Source organism: Arthrobacter tecti (genome assembly GCF_054511355.1).
In genome coordinates this window covers 303,455-316,689 of the sequence record NZ_JBTNCT010000003.1, presented here as the reverse complement: position 1 = coordinate 316,689, position 13,235 = coordinate 303,455, and the positions used below count along the sequence as shown (strand labels likewise).

13 protein-coding genes are annotated in these 13,235 nt (G+C 64.0%); 3 read left to right on the top strand and 10 right to left on the bottom strand.

Annotation, left to right across the window (positions count from 1 at the left end; all coding sequences use genetic code 11):
* The first annotated feature begins 19 nt into the window (after positions 1-19).
* Positions 20-670, top strand: coding sequence for a deoxynucleoside kinase (locus ACX80C_RS06220; RefSeq protein ID WP_459325422.1), 651 nt, complete (start codon positions 20-22; stop codon positions 668-670).
* On the opposite strand, the gene ACX80C_RS06215 is transcribed toward ACX80C_RS06220, so the two are convergent.
* From ACX80C_RS06215 to pdhA, 4 genes are all read right to left on the bottom strand, one after another.
* Entirely contained in the window at positions 618-1,475 is an 858-nt protein-coding gene (locus ACX80C_RS06215) for an MBL fold metallo-hydrolase (protein ID WP_459325421.1), read from the bottom strand. The genes ACX80C_RS06220 and ACX80C_RS06215 overlap by 53 nt on opposite strands.
* An 86-nt stretch (positions 1,476-1,561) precedes the next feature.
* Complete coding sequence (locus ACX80C_RS06210; RefSeq protein ID WP_459325420.1) at positions 1,562-3,022, bottom strand: dihydrolipoamide acetyltransferase family protein; 1,461 nt, start codon at positions 3,020-3,022, stop codon at positions 1,562-1,564.
* Positions 3,019-4,071, bottom strand: coding sequence for an alpha-ketoacid dehydrogenase subunit beta (locus tag ACX80C_RS06205; RefSeq protein WP_459325419.1), 1,053 nt, complete (start codon positions 4,069-4,071; stop codon positions 3,019-3,021). Before ACX80C_RS06205 ends, ACX80C_RS06210 begins: the two co-directional genes overlap by 4 nt.
* The gene (pdhA, locus tag ACX80C_RS06200; RefSeq protein ID WP_459325417.1) at positions 4,068-5,261 is read right to left on the bottom strand and encodes a pyruvate dehydrogenase (acetyl-transferring) E1 component subunit alpha; all 1,194 of its coding nucleotides are present in this window, start codon (positions 5,259-5,261) and stop codon (positions 4,068-4,070) included. The genes ACX80C_RS06205 and pdhA overlap by 4 nt, the downstream gene beginning before the upstream one ends.
* Before the next feature lie 212 nt (positions 5,262-5,473).
* Here pdhA and ACX80C_RS06195 point away from each other — a divergent pair, with 212 nt between their 5' ends.
* A complete protein-coding gene (locus ACX80C_RS06195) occupies positions 5,474-5,917 on the top strand; it encodes an Lrp/AsnC family transcriptional regulator (RefSeq protein WP_459325416.1) in 444 nt (147 codons plus the stop codon).
* A 251-nt stretch (positions 5,918-6,168) separates the two neighbouring features.
* On the opposite strand, the gene ACX80C_RS06190 is transcribed toward ACX80C_RS06195, so the two are convergent.
* From ACX80C_RS06190 to paaA, 6 genes are all read right to left on the bottom strand, one after another.
* A complete protein-coding gene (locus ACX80C_RS06190; RefSeq protein ID WP_459325414.1) occupies positions 6,169-6,948 on the bottom strand; it encodes an enoyl-CoA hydratase/isomerase family protein in 780 nt (259 codons plus the stop codon).
* 94 nt (positions 6,949-7,042) lie between these two features.
* Positions 7,043-8,203, bottom strand: coding sequence for a 1,2-phenylacetyl-CoA epoxidase subunit PaaE (gene paaE, locus ACX80C_RS06185; protein WP_459325413.1), 1,161 nt, complete (start codon positions 8,201-8,203; stop codon positions 7,043-7,045).
* The gene (gene paaD, locus ACX80C_RS06180; protein ID WP_459325412.1) at positions 8,203-8,724 is read right to left on the bottom strand and encodes a 1,2-phenylacetyl-CoA epoxidase subunit PaaD; all 522 of its coding nucleotides are present in this window, start codon (positions 8,722-8,724) and stop codon (positions 8,203-8,205) included. Before paaD ends, paaE begins: the two co-directional genes overlap by 1 nt.
* Entirely contained in the window at positions 8,718-9,542 is an 825-nt protein-coding gene (paaC, locus tag ACX80C_RS06175; protein ID WP_459325411.1) for a 1,2-phenylacetyl-CoA epoxidase subunit PaaC, read from the bottom strand. Before paaC ends, paaD begins: the two co-directional genes overlap by 7 nt.
* A complete protein-coding gene (gene paaB / locus ACX80C_RS06170) occupies positions 9,539-9,892 on the bottom strand; it encodes a 1,2-phenylacetyl-CoA epoxidase subunit PaaB (RefSeq protein WP_167994495.1) in 354 nt (117 codons plus the stop codon). The genes paaC and paaB overlap by 4 nt, the downstream gene beginning before the upstream one ends.
* The gene (gene paaA, locus ACX80C_RS06165; protein WP_459325410.1) at positions 9,893-10,867 is read right to left on the bottom strand and encodes a 1,2-phenylacetyl-CoA epoxidase subunit PaaA; all 975 of its coding nucleotides are present in this window, start codon (positions 10,865-10,867) and stop codon (positions 9,893-9,895) included. It abuts the gene before it with no gap.
* Between the two features lie 127 nt (positions 10,868-10,994).
* Between paaA and ACX80C_RS06160 the strand changes: the two genes are divergently transcribed.
* On the top strand, positions 10,995-13,166 hold the full coding sequence (locus ACX80C_RS06160; RefSeq protein ID WP_459325409.1) for a S9 family peptidase: 2,172 nt from the start codon (positions 10,995-10,997) through the stop codon (positions 13,164-13,166).
* The last annotated feature ends 69 nt before the right edge of the window (positions 13,167-13,235 follow it).

Sequence of the window (13,235 nt, the reverse complement as noted above, 5' to 3'; positions counted from 1 at the left end):
ACACCCGCGAGAGGCGAAAATGACCGGCATTCCAGGAAATCCACAGGTTCTCCGCGTGGTCCTGCTTGGGATTGACGGCGCAGGGAAAACTACTGTGGCACGGACCCTGATGCGCGAGCTGGCCACACGGGGCGTCGAGGCGGAGCTGTACCGCAATCCGGGCGGCCGCCGCACGCTGAACCGGTGGGCCTCACGCTACTCCGCCACCGCGGAATCCCTCCTCGGAGTACGGGTACTCGATGCGCTTGAGACAATGCTTCGAATACTCGCTGTCCTTCGCTCCACGTTCCGGGCACGACGACGGCGCGGCGTCGTCGTCTTCGACCGTCACCTCCACTGCCAGCTGGCGCTGCGGAAGGTGCGGGGGTTGAGTGCCGGCCGCCTGCTCCGGTGGCTAATGAAGCTGCTTCCGCAGCCGGACCTGGTGATCTACCTCAGTGTGGAACCGCACGCGGCGTACGCCCGCATCGCCTCGCGTGCAACGGATGAGGAGACGCTGGAGTTCCTAGCGTCGCTGGACGCCGCCTACCGCTCGCTCCCGGACTTCGGGACATTCGTGGTTCTCGACGGCAACGGCTCCCTCGAAGACACTTCCAAGAAGGTGGTCACGCAGGTCCTCAGCGCTGTCGTTCCAGCCATTTCCAGTGCGCGAGCGTCCGAAGCCGGGTAAGCAGTGCCCGCGACTGTTCGGGACCGTAGGGCAGGATCGGGATGGCCTTGGTCATGTCCACCGAGGCTTCGTCCATCGCGATTTTCGTGACACGGACAGCGCTGCGCATCTTGTTCATTTGCGTCGTCACGAAATCGACGCCGACGGGCGCGCCGTGACCGGGCACGAACACGTCGTACAGGTCATCGAGCGCGGTGACCTTGCCGAGGGTGCGAATCCAGTCGCTGGGGAATGAATCATCGAACGCGGGATCCGCGCCTTCCTCGACCAGGTCTCCGGTGAAGAGCACGTTCCCGGCACCCACCAGGAGATCGTGGTCAGTGTGTCCACGTCCAAGGTGGAAAAGCGTTACCGATACTCCCCCAAGATCCAGGTCCACCGGCGCATCGGTGACCAGCTGGTTCGCCGGATGGAGGTTCGTGTGGTCGCCGTCGTTCGATGCCATGGCCGGCTCCAGCCCGGCGACAGCGGCCCGCCACTTGTCACCCTGTTCGACGACGACGACGGCGCAGCGCTCGGCCGCCCAGAAGTCCTCGACTCCTTGGGCGGCTAAGTATGCGTTTCCGAAGACGTGGTCGTAGTGGGCATGCGTGTTCACGGCGGTGATTGGCCGGTCGGTCATCTGGCGGACCGCGTCTAGAATCCACGCAGCCTGCCGTGGGCCGGTTCCCGTGTCGATGACCAGCGCACGCTCAGTGCCGACCACGAGGCCCACGTTCATCCGGAGTCCATCCGTCTGCAGCGTCCAGACGTGTTCGGCGAGTTGCTGCCAGGGATGGGACTGGTCGGTACTCAGCTCGGTCATGGTTCCTTCCACTTAAACGGCAGTGTTGCTAAGCGTATCGGGCGAGCGACTGGCCCGAGCGAAGCGAACCTCCGGTCCGACAACCGTCACAGGTCTGCCAGCACGCCGCCCGGGTTCTCGATGGCGTCCGCTACGTACCGGAGGAACCCGCCCGCTACACCGCCGTCGCACACGCGATGGTCAAATGCGAGGGTCAATTCGGTCACCTTCCGAACAGCTAGTTCGCCGCCGACTACCCACGGCCTGTCGATGATCCGGCCGAGTCCTAGAATCGCAGCCTCCGGGTAGTTGATGATCGCGGCGCTGCCGTCAACGCCGAACACCCCGTAGTTGTTGAGGGTGAACGTGCCGGAGGTGAGCTCGGCCGGCGTCGCTTTTCCATCGCGTGCGACGGCGGCGAGCCGGCGGATCTCCGCGTCCAGTTCGCGCGCGCTGAGCCGGTCAGCGCGATGCACGCTCGGAACCATGAGTCCGCGGTCCGTCTGCGCAGCGATCCCGAGGTTCACGCCGTCGAACCGCAGGATCTCGCTGCTGCCGTCCTCACGTTCAACGATGCGGGTGCTCAGCTCCGGATACTTCGCGAGTCCGGCGAGCGCAAACCTCGCTACGAACGCCAGGATGCCCGGCGTCGAATCGGGCTGACGGCGCTTCAGCTCGGCGCGGAGGTTCACCAGTGCGGTGGCGTCCACGTCCACCCACACGGTCGCTTCTGGTATTTCACGCCGGCTGCGCGACATCGCTTCCGCCACTGTCTTGCGGACGCCCTTGACCGGAATGCGTTCGGAAATACCCAAGCCGGTACGGCGGTCCTCGTCACCGGTTCCGCTCGGTGTAGAGGCGGCTTGCATCGTGGCAGCTGCGGAATCAGATTCGGGAGCCTTCGAAGAACCCAAGGCCTGTTCGACATCGCGGCGCAGGATCATCCCGTTGGCGCCGCTACCGGAAATGGAACGCAGGTCGATACCCGCGTCGCGGGCCAGCTTTCGGACCAGAGGTGAGATGCAGAGAACGGCTTGCGCGTCCGTTGCCGGTTCTTCAACAGACACGGCGGGAGCTGCAGGAGTTGGCGCGGCAGGGACTCCACCCTTACGCCGACGGGTCCGTCCCCCAGTCCCAGTACCGGGCGTGCCGTAACCGATCAGGACGTTGCCTGACCCTCCCGCTTCAGTTTCCGAGACGTCTGGAGCGGACTCGACTTCCTCCTCCGAAGGCACATCGACGCCGGCGCGCTCCTCCTCACGGTAGGCCTCGGCGTCTGCGTTTCCCGCGGGAGCACCGGGTGCACCATCCGGACGCACCGAAATCAGCGGGGCGCCTACATTGATGGTGGTTCCCGCTTCGCCATGCAGCTGCGTGACGACGCCCGCGAACGGCGAGGGCACCTCCACGGTCGACTTGGCCGTCTCCACTTCGGCCACCGGCTGGTCAACGACCACCGTGTCGCCCTCTGCGACCAACCAGTTGACCAGTTCGGCTTCGGTGAGCCCTTCCCCGAGGTCGGGAAGCAGGAAGACCTTCGCTGAAGGGGAAAGAGTTTCGGCGCTCATGCCTCGTCCTCCCACTGCAGTTCGTCCACCGTGTCCAGGATGCGGTCCACGCTGGGCAGGAAGTATTGCTCGAGCTTCGGCGCGGGATAGGGGATGTCGAAGCCCGTCACCCGGCGCACCGGTGCGGCGAGCGAGTGGAAGCAGCGCTCCTGAATCCTGGCAACAATCTCCGACGCCACGGACGCGAAACCCGGCGCTTCGGCAATTACGACGGCGCGTCCAGTCTTCCGTACGCTGGCGCTCACCGTTTCGTCGTCGAAGGGAACGATCGAGCGGACGTCGATCACTTCGAGGCTGCGGCCCTCCTCGGCCGCTGCAGCTGCGGCAGCAAGCGCTGTTGGAACGGAGGGACCGTACGCAACCAACGTTGCATCAGTACCCGTGCGGGCGACCACCGCGCGGCCAACACCCGGGGGGGCGTCGTCGTCGGCTGTCTTCCGAAGTTCCTCGAGATCAAGGGTCTCCTTGGACCAGTAGAGCTTCTTCGGTTCCAGGAACACCACGGGGTCGGGGAAGCGGATGGCTTCGCGCAGCATGAGGTAGGCGTCGCGGACTGTGGCGGGCGCCAGCACGGTGAGACCGGGTGTGTGGGCGTAGTAGGACTCGGAGGAGTCGCAGTGGTGCTCCACGCCGCCAATCCCGCCGGCGTACGGGATGCGGATGACCAGCGGCAGCGTGACGCGGCCCTTGGTCCGGTTGGGCATCTTTGCAACGTGGCTGACCACCTGTTCGAAGGCGGGGTAGGCGAAGGCGTCGAACTGCATTTCGACGACGGGACGCATCCCATTCATCGCCATGCCGACCGCCATGCCCATGATTCCGGCCTCGGCCAGCGGCGTGTCGAAGCAGCGTTCCTCCCCGAAGCGCGCCGTGAGGCCGTCGGTGATGCGGAAGACGCCGCCGAGCGGCCCAACGTCCTCACCGAACATCACTACAGATGAATCCGCTTCCATCGCATCGGCGAGCGCTGCGTTGAGTGCCTTGGCGAACGTCACTGGCTGCGGGCCCGTTTTTGCGGGTGCTTCAGTTCGTACGGCGGTGTCGGTCATCGCTGGACCCCTTCGCGGGTGAGTTCTTCCTTCAGCAGGGCGGCCTGCTCACGCAACTGGCTGGTCTTCTCGGAGTAGACGAACTCGAAGAGATCCATCGGATCAACCTCGGGGTCTTCGTTCAGGCCGTTGCGCAGTGTCGCAGCCATGTCTTCGGCGGCCTGCGTAATGCCGCGCTCCACCTCGTCCGTGAGCAGGTTGAGCTTGGTCAGGTAGGTCCGCATCCGGCTGATCGGGTCCTTCGGCACCCACTGTTCGACATCGGACTGCTGGCGGTAGCGGGACGGATCATCCGCGTTGGTGTGGGCCTGCATCCGGTAGGTGTGGGCTTCCACGAGGGCCGGCCCGCCGCCGTCGCGCGCCCGGTCAGCGGCCTTGCCGAGAACGGAGAGCATGGCTGCGAGGTCATTCCCGTCCACCCGTTCGCCAGGCATTCCGTAGCCGATCGCCTTGTGGGCCAACGACGGCGCCACGGTCTGGTTCTTCAACGGCACCGAAATGGCGTACTCATTGTTCTGGATGAGGAACACTACCGGCACGTGGAAGACGGCCGCGAAGTTCAGCGCCTCGTGGAAGTCGCCCTCGCTGGTGGCGCCGTCGCCGCACATTGCGAGCACCACTGTGTTCTCGCCGCGGAGTTTCGCGGCATGGGCCACGCCGACGGCGTGCAGCAGCTGGGTTGCCAGGGGCGTGGCTTGGGTGGCGGTCTTGTGCTCCTGCGGGTTGTAGCCGGCGTGCCAATCACCGCGCAGCAGGGTCAGGACTTCCAGCGGGTCAACCCCGCGCGTGATGACCGATACCGTGTCCCGGTAGGTCGGAAAGAGCCAGTCATCCCTTTCGAGCACGACGGCGGCAGCCACCTGGCATGCCTCCTGGCCGTGGGATGACGGGTAGACGGCCATCCGGCCCTGCCGGACGAGGGCATTGGCCTGGTCGTTGATACGGCGTCCGATGACCAATTTCTCATAGGCGGCAAGGAGGGCTTCGCCGTCGGGCAGTGGGTAGCGGTCGTTGTGGACGTGCTCACCCCGGGGATCAACCAGTTGAACAGGCTCATCTGATGGGAGCATGTACTCCTCAGCCGACGGTCCGCTGTCCTGGCCGCTGCGGCGCTGACCGCTGTCCTTCATCGACGCGCTGTAGTTGTTGTCCGCCGAATTGCCCGTGGAGCTTTCCGAATGAATGGTCATAGCTACCTCCATCGCCGCCGTGGCACCTGGGCGGCTCCTCTGCCTGGACGCACCCGGCACTGCCGGATGACGCTGGTCTGTCCCTCGATTATCCTTCTCAGAACGGTTTCGTATCCAGTTTTCCCTAAAATCATGGATAGTTGGATACAGATCAGCTATTCTTGTAGACGAAACGCTATTGTGATCTGGATTACGGGCGAGGGTGTAGACATATGGTAGAGCAACCGCTCGATGAAGTGGACCGGAAAATCCTTACAGAGCTAACCAGGGATGGCCGGCTGTCGGTCACGGCGGTTGCGGAGAACGTGCACATCTCACGCGCCCATGCATATTCCCGCATTGCCCGGCTCACGGACAGCGGAGTACTCACCAAGTTCACGGCACTCATTGACCCGATCAAGGCCGGCCTGAGGTCCTCCGCCTATGTCACGCTCAAGGTCCGGCAGCATTCCTGGCGGGAATTGAGGGAACAGCTCCGTGCAATCCCCGAGATTCACCACATTGCCCTGGTTGGCGGAGACTTCGACGTGATCCTGCTGGTTCGCGCGGAGGACAACGTCGATCTCCGACGGGTTATTTTCGACCAGTTGCAGTCCATGCCTGGGGTACTGGATACGCAGACATTCCTGGTCTTCGAGGACATGGACACTCGCTGACCGGGACTTGAGTGTCCGGAATTCGTGAAGAGGCGTGGCCGGGGCGTTCATCGTCTGGAGGTGACATCCCGTTCTAAATGTCACCATCCCCCATCAGGCCCCTCGACGAACCGGCCCCGACCACATGTCCCAGTAAATGCTACAAAGTGACAAATATGTCCCTGTTGCAGCGAATTCGACGTAAATCGAGTTCAAAATGTTGCAATGCTAGTTGCTTTTGTGTATCAGTCAGCGGCCGTAAACCGGTTTCCTCAGCCTTTGAAGACCGGGGTTCGCTTCTCCTGGAAGGCCCGGAAACCCTCGGCGTAGTCTTCGCTGCCGCAAAGCTCTCCCTGCGCGGTATTTTCCTCTGAAACTGCGTCCCAAAGTCCGAGCCTGCGATCCCGAATGGAGGCGACCAAACCCTTGGATGCCGTGAAAGCGCCGGTAGCGCCGCTTGCAACTCGTCCCACCGTTGACCGCGTTGAGTCGAGCAGTTCGTCGGCAGGGATGACGCGGCTGAAAAGACCGCCCGCCACGGCGTCAGCGCCGGACATCAGGTCCGCTGTGTAGATAAGGTCAAGCGTGCGGTGGGCTCCCAGCCGCTCGGTGAACAGCCAGTGGCCCCCGGAGTCCAGTGTGGCTCCCAACTTGGCGAATGGCGATCCGATCTTCGCGGAGTCGGCAACGTAGACCACGTCGGTAGCGATGAGCAGCCCCAGTCCCACGCCGAGGCAGGCACCGTGTGCGGCGGCGAAGGTCGGTGCGGGGAAGTCGGCCATCTTCTTCAGCAGCGGGGTGACGAGCCCGTCGAGGTAGGCCACGGCGTCGTCCGTTTCCGGTTCGACGCCGGCAATGTCCCGTCCCGCACAGAAGGCACGGCCCTCGCCGCGCAGGAGCAATGCGCGGACGTGGCCTTCCGCGGCGGCGGAGGCGGCGTCGTCGTACGCTTTCGAGAGCTCAGTGACCGCATCCTCGTTGAGGGCGTTGAGTTTCTCCGGAGCGTTCAGGACGATCTCCGCGACGTTGTTCTCGATGGTCAGGTCGATCATGAATGCTCCTTGGGTAGTTTCATTCTCGTCGAGCGGCCACTTATGACGACTTTTCCGCCCGAGATACCGTCATAAGTGGCCGCTCGATGGTGGTTTAGGCGTCGTAGTCCACGCTGACTTCGGGGCTGGTGGGCCGGGACTGGCAGGTGAGCACATACCCGCCCGCTATTTCGTCGGGTTCCAGGGCGTAGTTCTCTTCCATATCCACTGTTCCGCTCACCAGTTTGGCGCGACAGGTCCCGCAGACACCGCCGGCGCAGGCGAAGGGGACGTCCGGGCGGACCCGTAGCGCCGCATTGAGAATGGACTCGCGCGCGTGCGTGGGGCTCGAGACCTTGCCCTGGAGTCCGTCCAGGTTGAAGGTGATGGCATAGCTGTCATCAGTCTGGTCCTCCCGGACCGGCCTCCCGATCTGCCCCTCGGGCTTGGTCGGCTCGCCCGTGGTGAACAGTTCGAACCGCACCTTCTCCGCAGGCACACCGCGCTCGGCAAGCGTGTCCCGGCACAGCTGCACGAGTTCAAACGGTCCGCACAGGAACCACTCGTCGACGTCGTCAGTCCGGATGACGTTGGCCAGCAACGACTGCAGCTTCTCGGCATCGATACGCCCGCTGAGCAGCGGCGAAATGCGCTGCTCGCGGGAAAGCACGTGGTGAAGCGCGAAGCGTGCCGGGTAGCGGTCCTTCAGGTCAGCGAGCTCTTCGAGGAACATGACGTCCATTGCGGCCTTGTTCGCATAGATAAGGTCAAAGCGCACCGCCGGATTTGCCGCGAGAACGGAACGTGCGATCGCGATGACAGGCGTGATTCCGGAACCCGCCGCCACTGCGACAAAAGAGTGTTCCGTGTCGGTGTCGATGTTGTCAGGGCTGTTCAGCTCATTCATGGGGTGCTTCGAAATGAACTGTCCCATGGGGCTCATGACGTCGAGTGAGTCGCCGGCCTTCAGGTGTTCATTGGCCCAGGTGGAGAAAGTGCCTCCGAGATCCTTCTTGATGGCAACACGAACCTCGCCCGGCTGCGGCTCCGCGCAGATCGAGTAGCTGCGCCGGACCTCCTTCGGCTCACCGTCGACGTCCAGCATGGTGCGCAGCGCAACATACTGCCCCGGCACGTAATCGAAACGCCCGGACAGCTCCTCGGGGACGGCGAACGTCACTTCGATGGCGTCCTCGGTGAGACGGCGCACCTGAGCGACCGTCAGCTCATGGAAGGCTGTGCGCCGCTTGTTCGACGGCGCTAGTTTGACTGCCATTAGTGGACCTTGAAGTAGTCGAAGGGTTCGCGGCAATCCTGGCAGACGTACAGCGCCTTGCAGGATGTGGACCCGAAGCGGGTCAGTTCACGCGTGTTGAGGGACGAGCACTGCGGGCACTTAACGCTCAGGCCCACGCTCACCTTTCCGGCGGCAGCCTTTCCGGTGGGCGGCGCGATCCCGTACTCCTCGAGCTTGGCTTTCCCGGCCGCGCTCATCCAGTCCGTGGTCCAGGCCGGTGAGAGCACGAGGTCAACCCGCACGTCGGTGTACCCGTGATCTGCGAGCGCCGTGATGATGTCATCGCGGATCGCATCCATGGCCGGGCACCCGGAGTAGGTGGGGGTGATCGTGACTACGACAACGTCACCGTTGCCACCGTCGTCGTCGGTCCTCACCGAGCGCAGGACGCCCAGGTCCTCAATGGTGAGGACCGGAATCTCGGGGTCCGCCACCGTGGCGGCGATGTCCCAGAGTGTCTCTTCGCGGGTTTTGTCTTTCACGCGCGTCGCGGTCACCATGTTGCCCCCGGATGTTCGCGCGCCAACACCTGCATCTCAGCGAGCAGATAGCCAAGGTGCTCGCTGTGGCGTCCAAAACGGCCACCGCCGACGGCGGCAGGAACCTCAGGTGCCTCGAGCTCGGCTTCGGCGAAAATCGCCTCGACCTGCGCATCAAAGGAAGCACGAAGCGCCGAGGGCCGCACTGCAACGCCGTCGAGATTGGCTACAAGGGCGTCGTCCTCGAACAGCTCGCCGACATAAGGCCAGGTCAGCGTCAAGCCTGCGATCATGCGACGGCGGGACTCGTCTGTTCCGAGGGCGAGCCGCAACACCCACTGGCCGGCGTGGTCGCGGTGGTAATCGACTTCCTTCACGGCCTTGGCAGCGATGGCGGCCAGCGTGGGATCAGCAGAATCCATCAACCTCGAGTACAGCTCGAACTGGTAATGGGAAATCACCAGCTGGCGTGCGATAGTCCGCGCGAAGTCGCCGTCCGGCTGCTCCACCAAATGGCAGGAGCGGAACTCGTCCTCCCCGCGGAAGTAAGCGAGATCGTCCTCCGTCTTGTCCCAGGCCCGCCCGGCGTAGGTGAGGAAGGACCGTGCATGGCCCATCTGATCCAGTGCGATATTGCCCAGCGCCACGTCTTCCTCGAGTTCGGGCGCACGGGAAATCCACCATCCCAGTCGCTGCGCCAGGATGAGCGCGTCATCGCCCAGGCGAAGCGCGTACTCCCCTACTGCGTCACTCGGCAAGAGGTCAGCGGCGGCGATGTCTTCCGGTCGCAGGGCATTACCGGGCGTAATGCGGGTGGCGCTCGCGTTCGACTCGCTCACAGGTGCTTCACTCCCTCGCTCTTGGTGTAGTACGTGGCATGGCGGTAGTCCTTGCCCTGCGGGGACTCGAAGAACTGGCCCTTGGCGTCCGGGTCGCTGGAAATGATCGACGACGCCGGCACCACCCACAGGCTCACGCCTTCGTTGCGGCGGGTGTACAGATCACGGGCGTTGCGGACAGCCATCTCGGCATCCGGAGCGTGCAGCGATCCGGCGTGGACGTGGCTGAGTCCGCGCGATGAACGAACGAACACTTCCCACAGCGGCCACGGCTCAGCCTTCGGGTGTTTCGGCTGCTCCGCGCTGGGGGCCTTGGCGCCGTCGTCGCCGGTTGTTGATCCGCCGGTCATCTAGGCCGCCTCTTCCATCGTTCGCTTTTCGGCCTGCTTCACGGCATAAGCCGCAGCGGCCTCACGGACCCAGGCGCCGTCGTCGTGCGCTTCCCTGCGGCGCTCGAGGCGCTGGGCGTTGCAGGGGCCACGGCCGGCGAGGACTTCCTTGAACTCGTCCCAGTCGAGCGCGCCGTGCTCCCACTTGCCCGATTCCTCGTTGTACCGGATCTCATCATCCGGCAGGGTCAGACCGAGCGTCTTGACCTGCTCCACGATCATGCCGACAAAGCGGGACCGCAGCTCATCGTTGGAGAAGCGCTTGATGTTCCAGGCCATGGACTGCTTGGAGTTCGGCGAATCATCGTCCGGCGGGCCGAACATCATGAGGCTCGGCGCGTACCAGCGGTTCACGGCGTCCTGGGCCATCTGCTTCTGCGCTTCCGTGCCGTTTGCGAGCTCAAGAAGGATTTCGAAGCCCTGGCGCTGGTGGAAGGACTCTTCCTTGCAGATGCGCACCATCGCGCGGCCGTACGGTCCGTACGAGGCGCGGCACAGCGGCACCTGGTTGGCGATCGCGGCGCCGTCGACCAGCCAGCCAATGGCACCCATATCGGCCCAGGTGCGCGCGGGGTAGTTGAAGATGCTCGAATAGCGCGCCTTGCCCGCGATGAGGTCCGCCATCATCTGGTCGCGGGTGGTGCCGAGGGTCTCAGCTGCCGAGTAGAGGTAGAGCCCGTGACCCGCTTCATCCTGCACCTTCGCCATGAGGATGGCCTTGCGCTTCAGGCTCGGCGCGCGCGTAATCCAGTTGGCTTCAGGCTGCATGCCGATGATCTCGGAGTGCGCGTGCTGGGAGATCTGCCGGGCGAGGGTCTTTCGGTATGCCTCGGGCATCCAGTCGCGGGGTTCAATCCGGGAGTCGTCGGCAATCAGCCTGTCGAACTGCTCCTGCTCCGCGGTCAGATCCTGCGGCGCTTCCGTAGCGGTTGTCATGATGGTCACCTCACTGTGGGCGGACTGGCCCGATGCCAGACCGAAATAATTACCGACCGTTCGTTCAGGATATCGGGCGGGAAGATGCACAGTCAAGAACGCGTACGCCCTCTGGCAGGATGGTGCCATGACTGTCACCCCTCCCGTCGCCAAGAAGATTCCCACCGAACGCACCCACCACGGCGATACGTTCGTCGACGACTACGAGTGGCTGCGCGCCAAGGACAATCCGGAGGTCGTGGAGCACCTCAAGACGGAAAACGCCTATACCGACGCCGTTACTGCCGGTCAGGAACAGCTCCGTCAGGACATCTTCAACGAGATCAAGAACCGCACCCAGGAAACGGATCTCTCGGTGCCGGCCCGCAAGCAGGGCTGGTGGTACTACTCCCGCACGGAGGAAGGGAAGCAGTACAGCATCCACTGCCGCGTCCGTGCAACGGATACCGGGGACGTCGCCAAGGACTGGACTCCCCCGGAGGTGGTTCCGGGCCAGCCGGTGCCCGGCGAGCAGATACTGCTGGACGGCAATGCCGAGGCCGAGGGCAAGCCGTTCTTCTCCGTCGGCGGGCTCGCGGTCAGCGAGGACGGCAACCTGCTTGCCTTCAGTGTGGACAACGCCGGCGATGAGCGCTTCACCCTCCGGATCAAGGACCTGCGATCCGGTGAGCTGCTGCCGGACGAGATCCCGAACGTTTTCTACGGGGTCGCGTTTTCCCCGGACGGACGGCAGGTGTTCTACACCGTCGTCGACGACAGCTGGCGTCCCTACCAGGTGAAATCCCACCGTCTCGGGGCCGCCGTCGACGACGACGCGCTGGTCTACCAGGAGGACGACGTCGCCATGTGGACCGGTTTCGACCTCTCCGCCGACCGCACGCAGCTGCTCATCGGCATCGGCTGCTCCGAGTACAGCGAATACCGGGTGCTGGACCTCCGCAACCAGGACGCCGGGCTCACCACCCTCATTCCCCGTTCCGAGCGTGTGCTCTATGAAGCGGAACCGCTCACGATCGACAGCCGCCTCCACTACCTCCTGACCCATGACCGCGGTGCGAAGAACTCAATGGTGAGCCTGGTGGGTGCGGAGCAGTTCGAGCGTCCGCTCGCCGATCAGGAGTGGTTGACGGTCATAGAGCACGACGACGCCGTCCGCGTCCATGGCGCGACGGTCACCGCCACGCACGTCCTGGTTTCAGTGCGCAAGGACACCACCATGCGGGTGCAGATCCTGCCTAGGGAAGGCTTGGGCACTGCGTCCCAGCACGCGCCGATTGAGCCTTCATTCGACGAGGCTCTCTACACCTGCACCCTCGCCGGTGCCGAGTTCGAAGCCCCGGTGATCCGGCTTTCCTACACTTCCTACTTCACACCGCCCCGCGTCTACGATTACCTGCTCGACGGCGGTGAGCTGACCCTGCGCAAGGAAACCCCGGTGCGCGGCGGTTACCGCTCGGAGGAGTACGTTGCCGAACGCCAGTGGGCAACCGGCACCGACGGTACGCAGATTCCCCTGTCGGTGCTGCGTCGCCGCGATCTCACCCAGGACGGCACCAATCCTGCCGTCATCTATGCCTATGGCAGCTATGAGATCAGCATGGACCCGGGCTTCTCGATCTCACGGCTGTCGCTGCTGGACCGTGGGGTGATCTTCGTTGTGGCGCACATCCGTGGCGGCGGCGAAATGGGCAGAACCTGGTACGAGGACGGTAAGAAGCTGGCAAAGAAGAACACCTTCACCGACTTCGTCGATGCGACTACGCACATGGCCGAGTCCGGCTGGGCGGACCCCAACCGGATCGCCGCCATCGGAGGATCGGCCGGCGGCCTGCTGATGGGCGCCGTCGTCAATCTCGCCCCGGAGAAGTACCGGGCCGTGATCGCGCAGGTCCCATTCGTGGACGCGCTGAGCACCATCCTCGATCCCGAACTGCCGCTGTCAGCCCTGGAGTGGGAAGAGTGGGGCAATCCGATCACCGATCCCGAGGTCTATCAGTACATGAAGGAGTACACACCGTACGAGAACGTGCAGGCAACCACGTACCCGCGCATCGCCGCCGTCACCAGCTTCAACGACACACGCGTGCTCTACGTGGAGCCCGCGAAGTGGGTTGCGAAGCTGCGGGAAGTGACAACGGGCAGCGAGCCGATCGTACTCAAAACGGAGATGGACGGCGGGCATGGCGGAGCGAGCGGTCGCTACGAGCAGTGGAAGGACGTCGCCTGGGACTACGCGTTTGCTGCGGACGCGCTCGGTGCAACTGCGCCGCTTACGCGGACTGCCGGCATCGTGGGGTAGGCCCGAAATTCCCATTACCTCAAGATCTTTCCGGGCTTGGGCTCCGAATACACGGTATGGAAAGTGCAG

Excerpts from the sequence above, each read along its gene's own strand:
- ACX80C_RS06220 (WP_459325422.1), top strand. The coding sequence starts at position 20 with ATGACCGGCATTCCAGGAAATCCACAGGTTCTCCGCGTGGTCCTGCTT.
- ACX80C_RS06215 (WP_459325421.1), bottom strand. The coding sequence starts at position 1,475 with ATGACCGAGCTGAGTACCGACCAGTCCCATCCCTGGCAGCAACTCGCC.
- ACX80C_RS06210 (WP_459325420.1), bottom strand. The coding sequence starts at position 3,022 with ATGAGCGCCGAAACTCTTTCCCCTTCAGCGAAGGTCTTCCTGCTTCCC.
- ACX80C_RS06205 (WP_459325419.1), bottom strand. The coding sequence starts at position 4,071 with ATGACCGACACCGCCGTACGAACTGAAGCACCCGCAAAAACGGGCCCG.
- pdhA (WP_459325417.1), bottom strand. The coding sequence starts at position 5,261 with ATGACCATTCATTCGGAAAGCTCCACGGGCAATTCGGCGGACAACAAC.
- ACX80C_RS06195 (WP_459325416.1), top strand. The coding sequence starts at position 5,474 with ATGGTAGAGCAACCGCTCGATGAAGTGGACCGGAAAATCCTTACAGAG.
- ACX80C_RS06190 (WP_459325414.1), bottom strand. The coding sequence starts at position 6,948 with ATGATCGACCTGACCATCGAGAACAACGTCGCGGAGATCGTCCTGAAC.
- paaE (WP_459325413.1), bottom strand. The coding sequence starts at position 8,203 with ATGGCAGTCAAACTAGCGCCGTCGAACAAGCGGCGCACAGCCTTCCAT.
- paaD (WP_459325412.1), bottom strand. The coding sequence starts at position 8,724 with ATGGTGACCGCGACGCGCGTGAAAGACAAAACCCGCGAAGAGACACTC.
- paaB (WP_167994495.1), bottom strand. The coding sequence starts at position 9,892 with ATGACCGGCGGATCAACAACCGGCGACGACGGCGCCAAGGCCCCCAGC.
- paaA (WP_459325410.1), bottom strand. The coding sequence starts at position 10,867 with ATGACAACCGCTACGGAAGCGCCGCAGGATCTGACCGCGGAGCAGGAG.
- ACX80C_RS06160 (WP_459325409.1), top strand. The coding sequence starts at position 10,995 with ATGACTGTCACCCCTCCCGTCGCCAAGAAGATTCCCACCGAACGCACC.